General features: G+C 65.9%; 16 protein-coding genes. 10 read left to right on the forward strand and 6 right to left on the reverse strand.

The window, feature by feature from the left end; genetic code table 11:
• The first annotated feature begins 126 nt into the window (after positions 1–126).
• Together polA and GN330_RS05900 are read left to right on the forward strand one after the other, a co-directional pair.
• Positions 127–3,072: a DNA polymerase I gene (gene polA, locus GN330_RS05895; protein ID WP_156711684.1), complete on the forward strand. Its 2,946-nt coding sequence runs from the start codon at positions 127–129 to the stop codon at positions 3,070–3,072.
• The gene (locus GN330_RS05900) at positions 3,073–3,708 is read left to right on the forward strand and encodes a LysE family translocator (RefSeq protein WP_156711685.1); all 636 of its coding nucleotides are present in this window, start codon (positions 3,073–3,075) and stop codon (positions 3,706–3,708) included. It begins immediately after the preceding gene.
• A gap of 155 nt (positions 3,709–3,863) precedes the next feature.
• Here the strand turns inward: GN330_RS05900 and GN330_RS05905 are convergent, their stop codons facing one another.
• From GN330_RS05905 to rpe, 4 genes are all read right to left on the reverse strand, one after another.
• Complete coding sequence (locus GN330_RS05905; RefSeq protein WP_156711686.1) at positions 3,864–4,295, reverse strand: Fur family transcriptional regulator; 432 nt, start codon at positions 4,293–4,295, stop codon at positions 3,864–3,866.
• A gap of 68 nt (positions 4,296–4,363) precedes the next feature.
• Entirely contained in the window at positions 4,364–5,068 is a 705-nt protein-coding gene (locus GN330_RS05910; RefSeq protein ID WP_343040306.1) for an HAD family hydrolase, read from the reverse strand.
• Entirely contained in the window at positions 5,065–5,622 is a 558-nt protein-coding gene (locus tag GN330_RS05915) for a thioredoxin family protein (RefSeq protein ID WP_156711687.1), read from the reverse strand. Before GN330_RS05915 ends, GN330_RS05910 begins: the two co-directional genes overlap by 4 nt.
• A 134-nt stretch (positions 5,623–5,756) precedes the next feature.
• Positions 5,757–6,443: a ribulose-phosphate 3-epimerase gene (gene rpe / locus GN330_RS05920; RefSeq protein WP_156711688.1), complete on the reverse strand. Its 687-nt coding sequence runs from the start codon at positions 6,441–6,443 to the stop codon at positions 5,757–5,759.
• 224 nt (positions 6,444–6,667) lie between these two features.
• Between rpe and GN330_RS05925 the strand changes: the two genes are divergently transcribed.
• The 5 genes from GN330_RS05925 to amrB are packed head-to-tail and all read left to right on the forward strand — an operon-like array spanning position 6,668 to position 14,882.
• Positions 6,668–8,902, forward strand: a complete 2,235-nt coding sequence (locus GN330_RS05925) for a caspase family protein (protein ID WP_156711689.1) — start codon at positions 6,668–6,670, stop codon at positions 8,900–8,902.
• Between the two features lie 4 nt (positions 8,903–8,906).
• Positions 8,907–9,329, forward strand: coding sequence for a hypothetical protein (locus GN330_RS05930; protein ID WP_246188505.1), 423 nt, complete (start codon positions 8,907–8,909; stop codon positions 9,327–9,329).
• Positions 9,326–9,988 carry a DUF4760 domain-containing protein gene (locus GN330_RS05935; RefSeq protein WP_156711690.1) on the forward strand — a complete coding sequence of 221 codons (663 nt, stop codon included), beginning with the start codon at positions 9,326–9,328 and terminating at the stop codon, positions 9,986–9,988. Before GN330_RS05930 ends, GN330_RS05935 begins: the two co-directional genes overlap by 4 nt.
• An 11-nt stretch (positions 9,989–9,999) precedes the next feature.
• Positions 10,000–13,101, forward strand: coding sequence for a caspase family protein (locus GN330_RS05940; protein WP_343040309.1), 3,102 nt, complete (start codon positions 10,000–10,002; stop codon positions 13,099–13,101).
• Entirely contained in the window at positions 13,098–14,882 is a 1,785-nt protein-coding gene (gene amrB / locus GN330_RS05945) for an AmmeMemoRadiSam system protein B (protein ID WP_156711691.1), read from the forward strand. The genes GN330_RS05940 and amrB overlap by 4 nt, the downstream gene beginning before the upstream one ends.
• On the opposite strand, the gene GN330_RS05950 is transcribed toward amrB, so the two are convergent.
• Together GN330_RS05950 and GN330_RS05955 are read right to left on the reverse strand one after the other, a co-directional pair.
• Positions 14,849–16,660 carry an MORN repeat-containing protein gene (locus GN330_RS05950; RefSeq protein WP_156711692.1) on the reverse strand — a complete coding sequence of 604 codons (1,812 nt, stop codon included), beginning with the start codon at positions 16,658–16,660 and terminating at the stop codon, positions 14,849–14,851. The genes amrB and GN330_RS05950 overlap by 34 nt on opposite strands.
• Positions 16,661–16,822: 162 nt before the next feature.
• Positions 16,823–17,905: a trypsin-like serine peptidase gene (locus tag GN330_RS05955; protein WP_156711693.1), complete on the reverse strand. Its 1,083-nt coding sequence runs from the start codon at positions 17,903–17,905 to the stop codon at positions 16,823–16,825.
• Positions 17,906–18,166: 261 nt separating this feature from the next.
• Here GN330_RS05955 and GN330_RS05960 point away from each other — a divergent pair, with 261 nt between their 5' ends.
• The 3 genes from GN330_RS05960 (at position 18,167) to pmtA (ending at position 21,281) form a co-directional block, all read left to right on the forward strand.
• Complete coding sequence (locus GN330_RS05960; protein ID WP_156711694.1) at positions 18,167–19,195, forward strand: serine protease; 1,029 nt, start codon at positions 18,167–18,169, stop codon at positions 19,193–19,195.
• A gap of 233 nt (positions 19,196–19,428) precedes the next feature.
• Entirely contained in the window at positions 19,429–20,553 is a 1,125-nt protein-coding gene (gene dnaJ, locus GN330_RS05965) for a molecular chaperone DnaJ (protein WP_156711695.1), read from the forward strand.
• Between the two features lie 122 nt (positions 20,554–20,675).
• Positions 20,676–21,281, forward strand: coding sequence for a phospholipid N-methyltransferase PmtA (gene pmtA / locus GN330_RS05970; protein ID WP_246188506.1), 606 nt, complete (start codon positions 20,676–20,678; stop codon positions 21,279–21,281).
• Positions 21,282–21,298: the final 17 nt, after the last annotated feature.

Genomic DNA, 21,298 nt, shown 5'->3' on the forward strand with positions numbered 1-21,298 from the left:
ACGAAGATTACAAGTCTGTAACAAACCCGTGAGAGCGTTCCGAAGTCGCTGGCCGGTGGCAGCAGCTTGTTTGACACGTGTCTTTCACATGGATTTCGCGGCCCGCCCGCGCTATCCCTTCTCGCCATGAAAAAAGGCGATCATCTGTTCCTTGTCGACGGCTCCGGTTACATCTTCCGGGCCTACCACGCATTGCCGCCGCTGACGCGCAAATCCGACGGTCTGCCGATCGGCGCGGTGTCGGGTTTTTGCAACATGCTGTGGAAGCTGATGCAAAGCGCGCGCGACACCTCCGTTGGCGTGACCCCGAGCCATTTCGCGGTGATTTTCGATCATTCGGCCAAGACGTTCCGCAGCGAGCTTTATCCCGAATACAAGGCCAACCGGTCGGAGCCGCCGGAGGATCTGGTGCCGCAATTCGGGCTGATCCGCCAGGCGACGAAGGCGTTCGACCTGCCCTGTATCGAGATGCAGGGGTTCGAGGCCGACGATCTGATCGCCACCTATGCCCGCCTCGCCCGCGAGGCCGGCGCGGACGCCACCATTATCTCCTCCGACAAGGACCTGATGCAGCTCGTCGGCGACAAGGTGACGATGTACGACCCGATGAAGGACCGCGAGATCCGCGTTGCCGAAGTGATCGAGAAATGGGGCGTGCCGCCCGAAAAGATGATCGACCTGCAGGCGCTGACCGGCGATTCGGTCGACAACGTCCCGGGCGTTCCCGGCATCGGGCCGAAGACCGCGGCGCAGTTGCTGGAAGAATACGGCGATCTCGACACGCTTTTGGAGCGGGCCTCCGAGATCAAGCAGAACAAGCGCCGCGAATCGATCATCGCCAATGCCGACAAGGCGCGGATATCGCGCGATCTGGTGCGCCTGCGCGACGACGTGCCGGTCGGCGAGGCGCTCGACGAGCTGGTTCTGCAGCCGCCCGACGGGCCCAGGCTGATCGCCTTTTTGAAGGCGCTGGAATTTACCACGCTGACGCGCCGGGTCGCGGAGGCGACCGGCGCCGACGCGGCCGAGGTGGAGGCGGCCTCCGTCGAGGTTGACGCACCGGCGCGCGCCCGCGGCCCGGACCTGGATGCTGGCGCCGGGCAAACGCCGGCCGGTCAGGCCGGGGACGATAAAGGGGAACAAACCGCCGTCGGCGGCGCCGACGAGCCGAGCCCCGCCGCGCTCGCCGCCAAACGGGCTGAGGCGGCGGCCGCCGAAGCGATCGACCGGTCCGCCTATGTCACCATCCGCGACATGGAGACCTTGCGGGCCTGGATCGCCGAGGCGCGGGAGGCCGGCATTGTCGGTTTCGACACCGAAACGACCTCGCTTGATCCTATGCAGGCCGAACTGGTCGGTTTTTCGCTCGCGACTGCTCCGGGACGGGCGGCCTATGTGCCGGTCGGCCACAAGCAGGGCGCCGGCGACCTTCTGGGCGGCGGGCTGGCCGAGGGCCAGATTCCGTTCGACGAGGCGTTGCAGGCGATCGGCGGGCTGTTGACCGATCCAGCGGTGCTCAAGATCGGCCAGAACATCAAATATGACTGGCTGTTGCTCTACCAGCACGGCATCGCTGTCGCGCCGGTCGACGACACGATGCTGATTTCCTACGTTCTCGATGCCGGCAAGGGCGGCCAGGGCATGGACGCGCTGTCGGAACGCTGGCTCGGCCACGTACCGATCCCCTACAAGGAGGTGGCCGGTTCCGGGCGCAACGCCGTCACCTTCGACATGGTCGATATTGACAGGGCTACTGCCTATGCGGCCGAGGACGCCGACATCACCTTGAGACTGTGGCGGGTGTTGAAACCGCGCCTGGCCGCCGAGGGCCTGGTCAGCGTCTATGAGCGCCTCGAACGCCCGCTGATCGACGTCATCGGCCGCATGGAAGCGCGCGGCATTTCCGTCGACCGCCAGATACTGTCGCGGCTTTCCGGCGATTTTTCGCAGGCTGCCGCCAGCGTCGAGGAGGAGATTTACGAGCTTGCCGGCGAACGCTTCAACATCGCCTCGCCCAAGCAGCTCGGCGACATATTGTTCGGTAAGATGGGGCTGGAGGGCGCGCGCAAGACCGCCACCGGCCAATGGTCGACTTCGGCTCAGATCCTCGAGGATCTGGCAGCCGAGGGGCATGAATTGCCGCGCAAGATCGTCGGCTGGCGTCAGCTCACCAAGCTGAAATCGACCTATACCGACGCGCTGCCCGGCTTCATCAACCCCGAGACCAAACGCGTCCACACCTCCTACGCGCTCGCCTCGACCTCGACTGGGCGGCTGTCTTCGTCGGATCCGAACCTGCAGAACATCCCGATCCGCACCGTCGAGGGCCGGAAGATCCGCACCGCCTTCATCGCCGAACCCGGCCGCAAGCTGATCTCGGCCGACTACAGCCAGATCGAGCTCCGGGTGCTGGCCCATATCGCCGACATTCCCCAGCTCAGGCAGGCCTTCGCCGACGGCATCGACATTCACGCCATGACGGCGTCGGAAATGTTCGGCGTGCCGGTCGAGGGCATGCCGTCCGAGGTGCGCAGGCGCGCCAAGGCGATCAATTTCGGCATCATCTACGGCATCTCCGCCTTCGGGCTGGCAAACCAGCTCTCGATCCCGCGCGAGGAGGCGAGCAGCTATATCAAGAAATATTTCGAGCGCTTCCCCGGCATTCGCGATTACATGGACAAGACCAAGGCGCAGGTTCGCGAGAACGGCTATGTCGAAACCATTTTCGGCCGGCGCGCGCATTATCCCGAAATCCGCTCTCCCAACCCGCATCAGCGCTCCTTCAACGAACGCGCGGCCATCAACGCGCCGATCCAGGGATCGGCGGCCGACATCATCCGCCGCGCGATGGTGCGCATGGAAAAGGCCTTGGCCGATGCCGGCCTCGACAGCGTGCAGATGCTGTTGCAGGTGCATGACGAGTTGATTTTCGAGGCGCCGAAGAACGATGTCGCGGCCGCGATTCCTGTGATCCGCGACGTTATGGAAAACGCGGCCATGCCGGCGGTGTCGATGGCGGTGCCCCTGCATGTCGACGCGCGCGCGGCCGACAACTGGGACGAGGCGCATTAGTTGGAGGGCTTGCTGCCGGTCTCGGCCGCCACCTTGGTGTCGTTCACTCTGGCCTCGTTGCTGATCGAACTCACGCCGGGTCCCAACATGACCTATCTGGCGCTGGTCGCCGCGCAGGAGGGCCGGCGCAAGGGCTATGCCACCGTGGCCGGTGTCGCGCTCGGTCTGGCGGTTATCGGCTTTGCCGCCGCTTTCGGTGTCGCCGAACTCGTCCAGGCGTCGCCCCTGCTTTATGAGGGGTTGCGCTGGGCCGGTGTCGTGTTCCTGCTCTTTCTGGCCTGGGACGGCTGGCGTGGCGGCGTGGACGTCGTCGCCGAGGCGGGGCGGTCCGCTGCCGGGGAAAAATATTTCGCTCGCGGTCTGATCACCAACCTGCTCAACCCCAAGGCGGCCGTTTTCTACGTCGCCGTCCTACCGACCTTTCTGGAAGCGGGGCGTCCGCCCCTGGCGCAAACGCTGAGCCTGACGACGGCCTATGTTGTCGTGGCGACACTGGTGCACGTGCTGATCGTCACGCTCGCCGGCGCGCTCGAGCCGGTACTCAACGATGCGCGGCGCGAGCGTCTGGCCCGCCGGGTCCTGTCGGGGCTGCTTGCGCTGGTCGCCGTGTGGTTCGGCTGGTCGACCGCGCGCTAAAGCCGTTCATCTTCAAAACCGCAATCGCCGACCCTGGTCTTTCGCCTCTTACGGCGTCGCGCGCGGCTGACGGTGCAGGCGCCGCATCGTTGCACGCTGCTGATCAGGCCGCGAAATCCCGTCGGTCAAACAATTCGATCTAAGGATGAACGGTGCTAGCCGGCTTTGCCGCGCAGGCGCTCGTCGGGTTCGGCCGCCGCACAGGCCGCGCACAGGCCGCGAAACTCGATCACGGCCTTGTTCGGCCGGAAGCCGCTTTCGGCCACCCAGCTTTCCAGCCGCTTGCCGACCACCGGATCGGCGAATTCGGCCACCTGGCCGCATTTCTCGCAGATCGCGAAAGCGGTAATGCCGTGCACATGGGCATGGTCGCCGGTGCAGGCGACGAAGGAATTGAGGCTTTCGAGACGGTGCACCAGCCCGTCTTTCATCAGCCGGTCGAGCGCGCGATAGACCTGCAGCGGCGCGCGAAAGCCGTCGTCGCGCAACAGGTCGAGCAGCGCGTAGGCACTGAGCGGCCCTGCCGCGCCCTCGAGCTTTTCGAGAACGAGTGCCTGGTTGCGGGTGAGCTCTGCCTTGGCGTTCATCTCATATCCTGCCGTATGGCCCACTTTGTGCGCCAGCCGCGCTTCGGGTGCAAGTCGCCGGCGTCCCGTCAGCCCGTGGCCGCTGCCATGCGCAGGCCCGCAATGGCGTCGGCGAGGCCGGAAAGATCGTCGACGATCGCGTCGGCGCCGAGCGTTTCCAGCGCTTGCCTGGCATAACCGCCACGCACCAGCACGCAGGGCAGGCCGGCGGCGCGCGCCGCCTCGGCATCGACGGCGCTGTCGCCGACCATCACCGCCGTTTCCGCCGAGGCGCCGATCGCGTCCAAGGCGGCAAACAGCATGTCGGGCGCCGGCTTGCTCGCCAGGCCCGGCCGGCTGCCGACCACGGCGCCGAACGCCTTTGACAGGCCGAAATGATTAAGGATCGCCTCCGTCGCGTCCTGCGGCTTGTTGGTTACGACGGCGAGCTCGGCGCCCATGGCGCGCAACTGCGCGAGAACCGTCGGCGCGCCCGCCATCAGTGCGGTCTGCGCGGTCAGGCCGTCGCGATAGGCCGCCATCATGGCGTCGGTGGCCGTGGCCCGGCCGGCAGCGTCGAGCGGCCGGCCGCGTGCCTGGAAGGCGCGTTGCACCAGCTTGGCGACGCCGTTGCCGACCATGCCGCGCACCGCGGCGACATCGAGCGGCTGCGCGCCGTGTGCGACCAGCACTGTATTCACGGCGGCGGTAAGATCCGCCACCGAATCGATCAGCGTGCCGTCGAGATCGAACAGCACGGCAAGACTGCCGGCTGGCTTGCCGTTGCGCCTCACGCGGCGTCCCTCCACTTGATCGAGCAGCCGATCGAGGCGATCTGCTCGCGCGGGCCCTCGCCGGTGCGGGCGACCTGCAGCATGGCTTCGTAAAGGTCGCGGCGCAGATCGGCCGGTCCCTCCTCGCGCCGCGAGGCGTCCAGCCGGCCGCGATATTGCAGTTTCAGGTCGGCGTTGAAGCCGAAAAAGTCCGGCGTGCAGGCCGCGCCATAGGCACGCGCGACCGACTGGTCCTCGTCGTGCAGATAGGGGAAGGAGAACCGGTGTTTTTCGGCGAACCGTTTCATGTTCTCGAAGGAATCCTCGGGATGGCTCGTGGCGTCGTTGGAATTGATCGCGACGAAGCCGATCCCGTTGTCGCGCAGGTCGCTGGCGTCGCGCACGATGCGTCCGATCACCGCCTTCACGTAGGGGCAATGGTTGCAGATGAAGGCCACAACCAGACCGCCCGGCCCGGCCAGGTCGGAAAGCTGGTGCTTGTTGCCGTCGGTTCCCGGCAGGATCGCATCGACGGCCGGCCAGCCGAATTCGCAAACGGGGGGTATCGCAGCCATGGGATAGTCTCCTTGCTCGGGCGGGACAGCTCCCGGTGCGCTCGCGCTGTGCCGTGTTGCCGCGTCGCGGCCCGGTCTGCGTGTGCGGCCAGGCCGTCGGTTCGGCCGATCATGCCCCAGGCGGGCGCGTCCTGTCACGCCGCCTTGGCAAGTGCGGCGTCGGCGGCGCTGCGGATGGCGTCGATATTGTCGCGATAGGCGGCCTGGGTGCCGCCCTTGAACACCGCCGAGCCGGCGACCAGCACGGTGGCGCCGGCCGCCGCCACCAGCGGCGCCGTCTGCGGCGTCACACCGCCATCGACCTCGATATCGATCGGCCGGTCGCCGATCATCGCCTTGATCCGGCGGATCTTTTCGACCACGGCCGGGATGAATGCCTGGCCGCCGAACCCGGGATTGACGGTCATCAAAAGGATGAGATCGAGGCGGTCGAGGACGTATTCGATCACGCTTTCCGGCGTCGACGGGTTGAGGGAGACGCCTGCCTTCTTGCCCAGCGCCTTGATCGCCTGCAGCGACCGGTCGAGATGCGGGCCCGCCTCGGCGTGGACGGTAATGATGTCGCAGCCCGCCTCGGCGAAGGCCGCCAGATAGGCGTCTGCGGGCGCGATCATCAAATGGCAGTCGAACACCTTGTCGGTACGCGCGCGCACCGCCTTGATGACAGGCGGTCCGAAGGTGATGTTGGGCACGAAATGGCCGTCCATCACGTCGAGATGGATCCAGTCCGCGCCGGCCGCTGCGACGGCTTCCACCTCCTCGCCGAGCCGCGAAAAATCGGCGGACAGCACCGAAGGGGCAATGATCGACTTCATCGGCATGGTGCGACATCCTTTTTTGCGGCCGCTGGAACAATGCGAACCGGATTGCAGCGGCGCGCACTCCGTGTCAACACGGCACGGTCCGTCGGACGCCTGTCGTCCCCGGTAGCGGCCCGTCCCCGCGGGTTTTGCTTGTTCTTGGACGCAGCTTGAGTAGTTTTCCAAAAACCGCCCCATTGTTGGGCGACCTCTGTGGGCGAGGGACTGGGCTTGGGAGAAGTTTGATGAAGCGGATATTGCATCGCGCGACGCTGCTTGCCGCCGGCACGGCGGCATTGGTGGCCGTGTTCACGGCTGGCATCGGCCAGGCGCTGGCGCGCACCAACTATGCCATGGTCGTCGGCGTGACGGCCTATCCAAACCTGCCGAAGCGAAACTGGCTGGTCGGGCCGCGCAACGACGCGCTTCTGGTGCGCGACTTTCTGACCACCCAGGCGCATGTGCCCTTCGAGCCGCAGAACGTGTTCGTGCTGGCCGACGACGTCAAGGGCGGCAGGGAACCGACGCTTGCCGGCATTTTGGGATCGCTCGACGAGATCGCCGAAAAGGCCGGCCCCGACGATTTCGTCTATCTGCAGTTTTCCGGCCACGGGTTTCAGCAGACGGCGGCCGATCCGAGCACCGAGACCGACGGGCTCGACGAGATTTTCCTGCCCAAGGACACCGGACGCTGGGTCGACCGGGCCAAGGGCATGCCCAACGCGCTGGTCGACGACGAGGTCGGCAAGGCGCTGACCAAGATCCGCGCCAAGGGCGCCTTCGTCTGGGTGGTGTTCGACGCCTGCCATTCCGGCACCGCCACCCGCGCCGCGCCTGGAGACGACGTCCAGGAACGCAAGATCGATCCCGAGGCGGTCGGGATGCCGGCCGAAATCCTGATCCCGGCCGATGGTTCGCGCAGCCTGTCGGGCGAGGCGGCCGCGGCCGCGCCGATGGAGATCGACATGGCGCCGTCCGAGACGGCCGAGATGGGCGGCATGGTCGCCTTCTTCGCCGCGCAGACCGACGAGACCACGCCCGAAATGCCGCTGCCGCGCGGCGCGAAGGGCGCGCCGAAATACGGGCTGTTCACCCACACGCTGTTTTCTGAGCTCGGCGCCAATCCCAATGTCAGCTACCGCCAGCTCGCTCAGGGCATCCTGCAGCATTATGCGGCCATCAACCGGTCTTCGACGACGCCGCTTTTCGAAGGCGACCTTGACGCGCCGGTGTTCGGCACCGAACTCGACGACTTCATTCCGCAGTGGCCGATCGCGATCGGCGAACGCGGCGTGGAGATACCGGCCGGGCGCATCCACGGTCTGACCGAGGGCGCGCGGCTGGCGATCCTCGACAAGCCGGGCGCGAGCGAGGAGGAGGCGATCGGCTATCTCGAGGTGTCGTCGCTCGACACGTTCAAGAGCCGGCTTGCCATCGCCGGTCCGGACGACGCGGACGAGGCCGCCGACACCAGCGACATGACGGCGACGGCCGAAACCGCCGACGAGACCGGACGTGCCCTGATCAGGACCGTTTCGGAAATTCCCGAAAACGCCTTCGCGCGGCTGGTCGAGACCCGGTTCGATTTCGTGCTCAGGGTCGCCCGTCCGGGTCTGTCGGACGAATTCCCCGAAGCGGTCGCCAGCGTCAATGCGCTGCTCGACGACATCGCCGGCGACGACACGCGGCAGATGAGCGTCGAACTGGTCGATCCCGGCCAGCCGGCCGATCTGAGGCTGGCCGTGTTTTCGGAGGCGAGCCTGCCGGACGCGGCTTTCGACGCCAGCGCCGCACCCGGCCTGTGGTTCCTGCCCGAGGCCGGCACCATGACGCTGGAGGACGGCCGGCGTCCGCCCTCGATCATCATGCAAAGCGGCGACGACGACGCGGTCGGCGAGGCCCTGGCCTACTATCTGTCGCGCATCTATCGCGCGACCAATCTCGCCCGTATCAGCGAGGGCTCCGACTACGGCCCCGACGAGGTGACGGTGGATTTCACCTTGCAGCGCATGGCGAGCGGCAAGGAGGAACTGATCAGCGCGACGGCCGCCCCGCGCGCCGTGCCGCAGGATCGCGTTCGGGTGACGGCGACCAACAACACCGACAATCTGGTCGACCTGAACATTCTCTACATCGGCAGCGACTATTCCATCACCCACATGGCCAAGGAGCGGCTGCAGCCGTCCGCGACCTATGACGAGGTGTTTTTGGAATTCACCGACGAGAGTTTCGGTCGCGAGACCATGGTCGCCATTTTCACCGAGGCGTTCGACGGCACCCAGACCGAGGATCTCGGCTTCCTGGGCCAGGACGGCCTGAAACAGACCATGCGCGGCGGCGGTGCTTCGATCGCCGACGCGATCCGGGAGATGGGCATGGGCGGCGCCACCCGCGCGGCCAAGGCGGTCGGCGGCACGCAAAGCCGCAAGGCGAGAGGTTCGGTCCGCTTCTTTCCGGTGCTGACCGTGCCCAAGGGCTGAGGCGATGCTTGCCGCGATGATCGACAAGGGGTCGAACCGGGTTGGCGCGTGCAGCGCCGCCTCGCGGCTTGGGCTGGCCGCGGCGCTGCTTGCCGGGTTCGTCGCCGTCGGGCCCGCGCCCGCGGCCGAGCCCTGCGGCCTGTGCGCGGCGGCCGTGGCGATCAATCCGCCGCTGGCGCAATGCCTGCTCGACCGCTACGCCACGCTCGCCACCAGCGGCAATGGCGTGATCGCCGTCGACCTGAGCGATTGCGAAACCGAGCGCGGCATCGTCGAGGCGCTGCCGGCGGTCGGCGGCGAACCCGACGAGCCGGACCTGAAATTCATGCTGTCGCGCCCGCAACTCGATTGCCTGAAGAGCAGGCTGGAAGAGCCCGGACTGGTGCGCGATCCCGTGACGCGGATCGATCTGGACACGTGCGGATGAGCGAGACCGGGGGGGGCGGCGAAGGCCGCAAGAAGCGCAGGAAACTGCCGGAAACGGTCACAGCCTTTCCCGACGTGCCGGCGCACGAGTTGAAGGAGGAGCCGAACCCCTTCAACGATCCCGACTGGCGCATGCTGGGTTATGCCTGGACCGGTTTTGCGCTGCGTATCGTTCTGGTGCTCGCGGCGATCTTTTCGGTCTACCAATACATGCAGGCGCGCGAGGAACAGCGCATCGAGCGCACGCTACAGCTGGTCGAACTGTGGGAACGGCCCGAATATCAGGATGCCCAGCGCGCGCTCAAGCAGCGGTTGAGCGCGCTCAACGAAAAACATGCAGGCCTGCTCGGCAAGAGCCCGAGCCAAGCCGAGATCGCGATCTATTACGACCGCATCGGTATCGAGGCAATGAAGGCCGGCGGCGGCGAGATGCCGCTCGAGGAATTCCGCGAGGCTTTCGACCGGCTGGTCTATTTTCTCAACCGGCTGTCGTTCTGCGTCGAGGGCAATCTATGCTCGCAGGCGGTCGCCGATGCCTATTTCCTCGATTTCGCCAAATCGTTCTGGGGTTATTTCGGCGGCTTCGTGGCCGAACAGCGCAGGCGCGGCGCGCCGAACTTCGCCAGCGCCATCGAGGACTATGTGACGACCGAACGATAGGGGGGCTCGCGGTGAGGGACGCGGGTGACAACGCGATGGCGCGCGCGGCGAGACGGGCCGCTTCTCGCCTTTCGGTCCATGCGGCCGTCGGGCCCGGCGCGACGTTGCCGGCCGTGCTCGTGCTCGGCCTGGCGATCATGCTCCTTGTCGCCGCGCCGCTTTTGGCTCAGGAGCGGCCGGAATTCTTCCTCGATCTCGACACTGGCGGCCATCGCGCCTTCGTCAAGGATCTGGCCTTCACGCCCGACGGCGAATTGCTGGTCAGCGCGTCCGACGACAAGACCGTGCGGGTGTGGGACTGGCGCGCCGGCGTGACCGTCCGCACCATTCGCGGTCAGATCGGCGCGGGACAGGACGGCAAGAACTTCGCCCTGGCGATCTCGCCCGACGGCGGCTCGCTGGCGGTGGCGGGCTGGTATGGCGACAGCGCGGGCGCCGAACCGCCTTTCGGCGATGTGCGGGTGTTCGACCTGAAGAGCGGCGCGCTGACGGCGGTTTTGTCCGGCCACGACTATGTCGTCTACGACCTCGATTTTTCACCCGATGGCAAACGTCTGGCCGCCGGCGGGCAGGACGGGTTCGTCTATCTGTGGAAGGCTGGAGACGCGGGCGACTGGCTGCCGGAAACGCGTCTCGACGCCGATTCCTTCCGCATCGAAAAAATCGCCTTCGCCATGGGCGGCGCGCGCCTGATCGCGGCGACGGCCGACAACGGCATTCGGCTGTGGGACATGGGCGATCTTTCCGAGGTCACGCTTGCCTCGACACAGGCCGAGGCGCTGCGCGACGTGCCGGTGCGCGCACTGGCCGTCTCCCCCGATGGCAACAGCTTTGCCACCGGCAGCGACGGCGGCGATCTCCATCTGTGGCGCGCGGTCGATGGCGGTCTGGAGCGTGCTCTGCCGCGGCGCGACTATCTGGTCGCCGCGCTGGCCTTTTCGCCCGACGGCGCCCGGCTGGTCGTCTCCTGCGGTTACCGTTGCGCCGGCCGCAACGGCCAGCAGGTGATCGCGCGCGGCACTGGCGAGACGCTGTTCGACTATCGCGGCCATGACGGCACCGTCTATGCCAGCGCCGCCTCGCAGGCCCTCGGCCTGGTCGCCACCGCGGGCGGGTCGCGCCACGAAATCCACGTCTGGGATCCGCAAGGCGGCGAGGTCGCGGCGCTGCTCCTGGGTGGCGGCCGGCCGGTCACCGCGGTCGGCATCACCGGCGACGGCGGCGAGATCGCCTGGGGCAACGCCAATCCCTGTCCCGATCGCACCGCCTGTCCCGAACTGCAGGGCGACCTGACCGACCGGCTCCTCTTGCCGACCGGGGACCGGTTCTTCGAGCGGCCGGCGCCGGCCGGCGAGGCGTTGTCGCGGTTTGCCCGCGCCGTGCACGAGGCCGGCGCCTGGCGGCTTTCCGCCAGTGCCGGCGGCGACGCCGAGCTTGCAAACGCCGTGCTCGACATCGAGCGCGCCGGTGCGGCGCAGCACAGGATCGAGAACGACGCCACCACCGGTTTCGCCCATGCCGCCTTCTCGTTGCTGGCCGACGGTGCCGGGCTCGTCACCGGCGGCACGGACGGTACGCTGATCGACTATGCGCTTCAGACCGGCCGGTATCGCGGCGAGTTTCTGGACGGCCATACCGGCGAGATCCATGCCATCGCCGAGGCGGCCGAGGCCGGACTTCTCTTGACCGGCAGCGCCGACCAGACCGTGCGCCTGTGGAGCCTGAAGACCCGTACGCTGATCGCCAGCATGTTCTTCGCCGAGGCGGAATGGATCATCTGGGTGCCGCAGGGCTATTATTATTCCTCGCCGGGCGGCGACGCCCTGGTCGGCTGGCACGTCAACCAGGGTCCTGACAGCGAGGCCCGCTTCGTCAGGGCGCGCCAGCTCAAGCAATATCTGTTCAGTCCCGAAATCGTGCGCCGCGCCATCGTGCTTGCCGATTCGGCCGCGGCCGTCCGCGAACTGCGCGGCACCGACGCCGAGCTCGACCGGCTGCTTGCGCGCAAGCCGCCGGAATTCCAGGTCCGGCTTGTCGACAACCAGGACGAGGCCCGCGAGGGTTTTGTCTCGATCGAAATCAGCGGCGCCGAGCAGGCCGGCACCAGCGTCGCCGATTTCGCGATCCTGTCGAATGCGCGCCGGGTCGCGTCCTTCGCCACCCGCTCGGCGGCGGGCGGCGGCGACGCCATCGTTGTGGAGGTTCCCGTCGAGGACGGCGACAACGAGATCGTCATCTCGGGCGTCAACGAATATGGCTATTTGACCGAACGTTCGGTCAAGGCGGTCGGCCGCAAGGCGCAGGCAAATGAGCGCGCCGGCACGCTCTACCTGCTGGCGATCGGGGTCGAGACCTATCCGCTGTTGCCGACGGCCTGCGGCGGGCGCGCCTGCGATCTCGCCTATCCGGTCGACGATGCGGTCCAGTTCGCGCGCCTGGTCGCGGAAAAGGCCGCCCCGCTTTATGAGCGCATGAAGGCGCAGCTCTTCGTCAACCGCTCGGTGCTGGAGGAAAGCCCGGAGCTCGACGCCGCCCTTGCGGCGCTGCCCGCCGACACAAGGGTGCTGGAGCCGGAAAGCGACACCATTCTCGACGAGATCGAGGATTTTCTCGATCAGGCCGGGCCACAGGACACCACCATCGTGTTCGTGGCCGGTCACGGCATCAATATCGACGAGGATTATTATTTCATCCCCACTGACGGCCGCAAACGCGACGATCGCTGGCGCCGCAGCTCGCTGGTCGACTGGGAGACGATTCAGCGCGGCGTCGAGCGCGCCAAGGGGCGCCGCTTCATGCTGCTCGACACCTGCCACGCGGCCAATGCGTTCAACCCGCGCCTGGAAAAGGACGCCGAGGACGCGCGCATCATCGTGTTTTCGGCGACCGCGGCCAACAACACCGCCGCCGAGCTGCCGGAACTCGGCCATGGCGTCTTCACCCACTCGCTGCTCGCCGGCCTGAAGGGCGGCGCCGACCCCACCGGCGAGGGCGTGCGGCTCCTGGCGCTGGCCGACTATATCGACCGCGAGGTGCGCCGGCTCACCAATGCCCGCCAGGTGCCGGAATATTATATCGCCAAGATCGACAATTTCGTCGTGGCCAAGCCGTGAGCGCCGCCGTGCTCCGGCTCGCTGTGAGGGTCGCGAGGGGTCTTCTGCGCGATTTTCTGCCGCTGCTTGTCGGCCTGCTTGTCGCAACGCTGTCGTCGGGAGCCTATGCCGGGGACGAAGATTGCGGCGGCGACGGCCCGGCCTTCGCCTCGCTCTACCAGCGCGACGACTTGTTCCGGCAGGCGCTTGCCGATGCCGAAAACGCGTCCGTTTCCCCTCGCCGGCTGAGCGGCGTCACGGTGCCGCACCATCTCCTGGCAGGCCATCTGATTGCCGAGGGCATCAAGGCGGTGTCGGGTGTGCGCTACAAGCGCGCGGTCGTGCTCTTCCCGGACCATTTCCGGGACACCGAAACGATGTTTGCGACCACTCGGCGCGATTTCGACACGGTCTTCGGCCGTCTCGCCATCGACGGCGAGGCGGTTGCCGGTCTGCTCGCGCGGGGCGGCGAGGTGATCGACGCGCGCTCGTGCCTGTTTGGCCGCGACCATGGCCTGCAGGCGATCCTGCCTTTCCTGCGCCATTTCCTGCCCGGTGTCCGCGTCGTGCCGGTCGCGGTCTCGATCGCGAGCCGCCGCCGGGACTGGGAGCGTCTCGCCGCCGCTCTCGGTCCGCTCGCCGATGCCGACACGCTGATCGTCCAGTCGACCGATTTTTCGCATTATTTGCCGCACCACGCCGCGCGCCGCCACGACCAGCAGACGCTCAACCTAATCGCCGCCGGCACGTTCGACCAGATCGCGCGGCTGCGCCAGCCCGAGCATGTCGATTCGCTCGGTGCGCTTTATGTCCAGCTCAAATTGCAGCGCGAGGTCCACGGTGCGGCGGCGCTGGTTGTGGCCAACGAAAACTCGCAGCAATACGATCCGCTGCCGGCCGACGAGACCACCAGCTACATGGTGGTGCTGTTCGGCCCGATACCTCAGGACGAACCGGCCCCCGCCCGGCGCGGCACCCGGCATCTTTATCTCGGCGGCGATACCAGTTTCGGCCGCGCGATGATGAAGGCGCTGCTTGACGAGCGGGCGAGCGCGCGCATCGAAACCGAAATCCTGCAGCGTACCGAGGGTCGGCCGCTGGTCGTCAATCTGGAGGGCGTCGTGCTGCCCAACCTGCCGGAGGGGCTCGGTCACATGACCCTCGCCATGCCGCAGGATTTGACGCTTGCCTGGCTGAAACGCCTGAACGTCGCGGCGGTGAGCCTGGCCAACAATCACGCGCGCGATCTGGGCGAGGGCGGGCTCGCCGAAACCAGACGCGCGCTCGAAACCGCCGGCATCGTCGCTCTCGGCCAGGGCGAGCTGGCCGTGATCGAAGATGTCGAGCTGGTGGCGCTGACCGACCTCGACGTCAACGGCTCCTATCGCAACGACCTGATCACGCCCGACGTGCTCGCCCGGCTGTCGGGCCGGCCGGCCGAGCGGCCGTTGGTCGCGCTGGTTCATTGGGGCCGCGAATATGCGACCGATCCCGGCGCGCGGGAGCGTTATCTCGCCGACGAGCTGTCGCGGCGCGGGGTTGCAGGCCTGTTCGGTGGTCATTCGCATGCCGCCAGCCCCGCCATGCAGGCGCTGGCCGGCGGCGACACGCTGCATCTTTATTCGCTCGGCAATTTCCTGTTCGACCAGGGCGCGGACAAAGCGTCCGGCGCGCTCGTCGAGCTCACCGCCTTCGACCAGGGCACCGTCTTTGCCCGGCTGATGCCCTTGCCCAACCTGTTCGAGCTGGCGCGGGCCGAAGCCGGGGCTCAGCAGGACGGCAAATCGTCGTCCGACAGATAGCAGGCCGGCGTTTGCACCGTCGGCACATAGTCGACCTGGCGCGGCCGGAAATAAAACAGCGACACCGGCTTGCTGCGCCGCACGCTGCCGTCGGCAAAATGCGCCACGGCGCGGAACTGGTGCAGCGACGACATCTCGGCCGACATCTTCAGCCGCGCGGTGTAGCTGCGCAGATTGCGATTGCCGCGCATCGGGATATCGATGGCGTAATTCTGCTGTTCGACGGGAAGCTTGACGTCGATATAGCGCAACGCTTCGGGCGAGCCGCCGAAACCGTCGCCGCATTCGGCCGTGCTTTCCTCCATCTCGATGACGGCCAGTGACACGTCCACCGAAAACGCCTCGCTCGCCCGCTGCCGGTTGCCGCGATCGTCCGACCAGTCGTAGCTGACGGTGCCGACGGCTCGGGTCGACAGGAACCGGTCGCCCCACACCACGTCGGTCAGCTCGCCGAAACCGACCGAATTGAACACCTGGCTTTTGCACACGGCCAGGCTGTCGATCGACGGACAGGAAAAGCGTTCGGTTTCGAGCGCGTTCACGTCGACCCCGGCCTCGGCCATCATGGCGCGTAGCGACACGTCCACACCCTCGTCGAAATCGGCGATCTCGCCGGTGAATTCCCGCGTCGTCTTTTGCGGCGGCGAGTTTTCCGCGTAGCTCTTTTCCTCGGTGAAGCGCACCGAGATCGTGGCGTTTTCGGCCCGGCCCCAGCCATGATTGACGAAGGAGAAGCTCGGCCGGAAGCCGACGCAGCCGCGATGACTTTGGATCGCCAGCATCGGCTTGCGGTAGGCGAGGCTGTCGGCGACCTCCAGCGCGATGGTGTCGACGCGCACGCGCGACTTGTCGGTCGTGGCAAGCTCGGCCTCTACGAAGGCCGGCGAATTGTCCCAGTCGATGCTGGTAAACGAGTGGTCGAACTCGGAGATCTCGCCGGTCCCGTTCCAGGCGTCGTTCATGTCCTGCGCCTCGGGATAGATGGCGATATCCTCGTCGCGCATCAAATGGACATAACGCGCCTCGGAGCGCTGGTTCATGCGTTCGTCGACCGTGATCGCAAAGTCGGCGCGCGCCGCCGCGTCCTGGCCGGTCTGCACCTTGATGAGGCCGCCGGTATCTGCGTCGGCGACCATGTCCGGGCGCTCGCCGATCTCGTGGCCTTCTTCCCAAAGCGACGTGTAGCTGGTGCCGCCGGGCAGGGTGGTGCGGCCTTCGCCATGGCGCTTGCCGTCGGCGAAGGGCCCTTGGTAGATTTCGCCGTTCACCAGAAGCAGGCGCCCGCTGCCGTTCCGGACACCGGAACGGAACTCACCCTCGTAGCGGTTGCCCCGTTCGTCGACATGCACGCCGGCTCCCTCGAGCACGCCGTTCGACCAAATGCCTTCGAAGCGTTCGCCGCTGCGGTAGACCAAACGTCCCCTGCCGTGTGGGCGGCCCCCGGCCATCGCGCCCTGATAGCTGGCGAAGACGGCCGCCGGATCGTAGCTGGCCGCGCCGCGCACCCGCCAGACGAGCTTGCCCCGCCCGAAGACCGCGCCGTCCTCGCCGAGTGCGACATCGGCGCCGGCGGCCGGTTGCCAGACAAAATCGAGATTCTTTTCAGGATGGGCGTCCCAGACCCGAACGGTTTCGCGGTGGACGCTGCCGGTGGCGCTGTCGAGAAAGACCTGCGCCCGCTCGCTCCAGCGCCCCCGTTGCGGCTCGGCGACAGCCAGCGTGGCGGTCAATACGACAAACAAACAGGTGGCGAACCCCGCCATCCGCACACGGATCATGTTTCGTTCCCCCGATACGCCGCATCGCGCCCTATTAAAGACCGCTCCGGATATCGGAGGCAACTGGCTTGTGTGTCCTGTGGTCCGACGGACGGCGAAAGAAAACGGCGGCCGCTTTGATGCGGCCGCCGCCCGTTTGAACCGAAAATTCGTCCTGAAATCCTATTCCTGGGCGATGCTGCGCACCCAGTTGAAATAGGGGCCGTTCAGCCGCAGGGCGATGTTTTCCTTTTCGGTTTCGGCAATGTTGACGCCGACGATGTAGCGCTCCTGGGTCTTGCCGTCATAGTGGTAGACTGCACTACCGCTCGATCCCGGATAGGTGTCGCACAGATAGGAAAAATTGTTCTGCGACGCGGTGCCCGGATCGACGTCGCAACTGGCCTGCCACATCGTGCTTTGCGGCTTGTCGCCCGGATAGCCGATGATGTTGGCGGTGAACGGATACGGCGGATCGTAGGTGGCGTAGCCGAGCCAGCCGATCTCCTCGCCGGCCGGCTTGTCGAGGATCAGGATGCCCAGATCCCACGGGACGACCGAGCCGTACACGCCCTGATAGTTGGTGATGTAGCCTTCCAGAATATAGGCGTCGACGAAGCTGTAACGCCCGTACGGCGCATCGTTCTGGCCGTTGAGGCCGGGAAAGAACTCGTATTTGGCGAGCCAGCCGCCGGCGTCGTGATTGTAGAGGCAGTGCGCCGCCGTCAAGACGGCGCGCTTGCCGATCAGCGTGCCGGTGCAGATGCCCCAGTCGCCGGCCTTCGTCTGCGACCAGATCTGGCCGATCACGTTGAAGGGGTATTTTTTCGTCTCGGTGATCTGGACGCGGTCGTCTTCGCCGATCACCTGCCGGGACGCTTCGTCCAGGATGGGATCGGCCGCCGGTTCGCGGCTGTCGCCGGCATCCGCGCCGTCGCCGTTGACGAGGCCTCGGATGATCTCCTTCAGCTCCTCGCTCGGCGGGGTTGTCGCGCCGTCGCCGGAGCGCGAGCGCGTCGAGAACGCCTTTTGCAACTCCTCTTCCGTTGGCATGGAGAAGTCGCGGCTGGCCTCGTCGGTCTTGATGCGCGGCGGTTTCAGGTCGACGATGCTGCGGCTGGAAAGATCCGGCATCTCGTCCAATACGCCGCGGGCGGATTCGCCGTTGCCCTGGCCACCGGATACGGTGTCGGCAAAGGCGGCCGCCGGTAGACCTGCCGACACGAGGAACGTTCCGGCAAGAATTGCGATAATGTTGTTTGTCATGTTGAGTAAGCTCCCAAGCCCAATGAGAAATCGAACACAACAGACAAAAAATGTCTATATCGTGATCATGATGGTGCAATCGTTTGGCCGCCGATTTCGGACGTTCGGCGTCAGCCAACGCGACGGCGACGAGCACCCGTTTCGCCGTAATATTTCCTCGTTCGGGTCAAGAAATCGCTTTCGTTTGGCCGGGCCCGCGCTTTAGATGTGCCCGGGTTTGGAAATTGCCGGCAGCGCGCCGGATCGTCTCAGGAGATAACAATGAAGCGCGATAAGGGATTTTTCGCTTTCGCCGCGGCCACGGCGTTGACCCTGGCCGCATTGTCGCCGGCGGGGCCGGCTTTTGGGCAGGACGGCGCGCGGGCGGGCGCGAAAGCCGAAACCTCGCCGATCGGTCGTGTGCCGGATCTGCGCAAGGCCCAGCGCGAAAGCGGCGAGGATTCGCGCGTGATCGGCGGCACTGCGGCCGAAAAAGACGCCTATCCGTTCCAGGTCGCGCTGCTGAGCAGCGGTCTGCTCGATCCCAACCCGCTGACCCATCTCGACGCTCAGTTCTGCGGTGGCAGTCTGATCGCCCCGGAATGGGTTTTGACGGCGGCGCATTGCCTGTTCCAGTTCGGCGAACTCGTCAAACCCGACAGCGTCACCGCGCTGGTCGGCGCGACCGAGCTGGTCGGCGGCGAGCGTATCGAGGTGGCCGAGATCGTCGCGCATGAAAATTACGATCCGCAGGCCTTCGACAATGATGTCGGCCTGATCCGTCTTGCGCGACCGGCAACCCAGGCGCCGATCCGCATGACGAGCGAGAATGTCGAAACCGGCGCGGCGCGGGTGATCGGTTGGGGCAAGATGGAAAATGGCGGTTTTCCCGACACGCTGATGCAGGCCGACGTCGAGCTGTTTTCCAACGATGCCTGCAATGCCGGCATCAAGGACATCTACGCCCGTGACCTTAAGCTCGTGCTGAGCGACTATGGCCGGCGCATGCGTATTTCGCAGGACGGCATCGAACGGGCGACCTCGCTGATCGCCGGCACGATGGCCGATCCGCTGACCGGCAACATGATTTGCGCGGGCGTGCCGAGCGGCGCCCGCGACGCCTGCAATGGCGACAGCGGCGGCCCGCTTTTCACGACCGGCGATGGCGGTCCGACCCAGGTCGGTATCGTGAGCTGGGGCGAGGGCCCGTTGAGCTCCAACATCGCCTGCGGGCATGAAAACGCCTATGGCGTCTACACCCGCCTGTCCGAATTCCGCGACTGGATCGCGCAGAAGACGGGCGCGCAGTAGACCTTTTTCCGATCGGCCGCAACGACAAGACCCCCGGAGCCGAGCGGTTCGGGGGTTTTGTCTTTCGGGTACCACCTGTTCCGGCCGCGGCGCCGGCCCGTGATCGGCGAAAAATTTGCATGCAAGGCCAGACATGCTATGGCGCTGCCGGCCAAGCCTCACTAAATCGGGGGCACGCCGTCAGACCAGCAGCATCGCTCGACGCTTGTCAGCAGGATTAATCGCGGGACGAAATGAAGGCCGATTTTTACGAGACCCTTGGAGTCAGCAAAGAGGCCAACGAAAAGGACCTCAAGGCGGCCTTTCGCAAGCTGGCCATGCAGTGTCATCCCGATCGCAATCCGGACGACAACGAGGCGGAGCGTCGCTTCAAGGAGATCAACGAGGCCTATGAGGTCCTGAAGGACCCGCAGAAGCGGGCCGCCTACGATCGCTTCGGCCATGCCGCCTTCGAAAATGGCGGCGCCGGCGGTGGGCCCGGTTTCGGCGGTGGCGGCTTTTCGGACATTTTCGAGGACATTTTCGGCGAGATGATGGGCGGGCGTCAGCGGCGCTCGTCCGGCGGCCGCGATCGCGGCGCCGATCTGCGCTACAATATGGAGATCGCGCTCGAGGAAGCCTTCAGCGGCAAGACGGCCCAGATCCGCGTACCGTCCTCCGTCGCCTGCGACGACTGTTCGGGCACCGGCGCCGAGCCGGGAACCCAGCCCGTCACCTGCACCATGTGCTCGGGCTCTGGCCGCGTGCGCGCCGCCCAGGGTTTCTTCTCCATCGAGCGCACCTGCCCGACCTGCCACGGTCGCGGCCAGACCATCGCCGATCCGTGCAAGAAATGCTCGGGCCAGGGTCGCGTGGTGGAAGAGCGTTCGCTATCGGTCAATATCCCCGCCGGCATCGAGGACGGGACCCGCATCCGGCTTGCCGGAGAGGGCGAGGCCGGTTTGCGCGGCGGCCCATCCGGCGACCTCTATATTTTCCTGTCGGTGACGCCGCATGAATTTTTCCAACGCGACGGTGAAAATCTCTATTGCACCGTGCCGATCTCGATGACGACGGCCGCGCTTGGTGGTGCCTTCGAGGTCACCACGCTCGACGGCTCCCAGGCCCGGGTCAAAGTGACCGAGGGCACACAGAACGGGCGCCGCTTCCGCCTGCGCGGCAAGGGCATGCCGGTATTGCGTCAGCCCGCCGTGGGCGATCTCATCATCCAGGTTTCGGTGGAAACGCCCCAGAATTTGAGCAAAAAACAGCGCGAATTGCTCGAGGAATTCGAGCAGCTTTCCTCCAAGGACAACAGTCCGCAGTCGAGCGGTTTTTTTGCGCGCATGAAGGATTTTTTCGAATCCTTCAGCGATTAGGGAGAAACGGCCGCGATTGTTTTCGCCCCAAGTCGCAACGAGGTTTCGATTACGGCTTCAACCTATTATATATTATGTAGATGGCTAGGGCGCGGCCGGCGTGCCCGGGAATGGGAGACAGGATGCGCGGTTCAGATATGCGCAGGGCGCTGACGGAACGGTTTGACGAGGAGATCCGCTTTTTCAAGGGATGGATCGACAAGCCCAAGGCCGTCGGATCGGTGGTGCCAACCAGCACCGTCACCGCCCGCAAGATGGCTTCGGTTATCGATCTCGGGTCTGGCTTGCCGGTTCTCGAACTCGGTGCCGGCACCGGTGTCATCACCAAGGCGATCATCGACCGCGGCGTCAAACCGCAGGATTTGTTCTCGGTCGAATACGCGGCCGATTTCGTCGAGCATCTGCGCACACGCTTTCCCGCCGCGAATATCCTGCATGGCGACGCCTTCGACCTCGATACCGTGCTGTCGCCTTATCCAGGGATGATGTTCGACGCTGTCGTGTCCGGCGTTCCTCTCCTCAATTTTCCGGTCAAGCAGCGCATTAGCTTCGTCGAGCAGGTTCTTGACCGGATTCCCGATGGCCGGCCGATGGTGCAGATCACTTACGGCCCGCTATCGCCGGTGCCGCCGCGACGCGGCAATTACACGGTCGAGCATCTGGATTTCATCGTCCGCAACCTGCCGCCGGCGCAATTGTGGCTCTATAGGCGTCCGCTCAAGGCCTGACCCGGCCCTGCGGCAAT

The sequence above is a fragment of the Nitratireductor arenosus genome, assembly GCF_009742725.1.
In the GTDB taxonomy this organism is placed as follows: Bacteria; Pseudomonadota; Alphaproteobacteria; order Rhizobiales; family Rhizobiaceae; genus Mangrovimarina; species Mangrovimarina arenosa.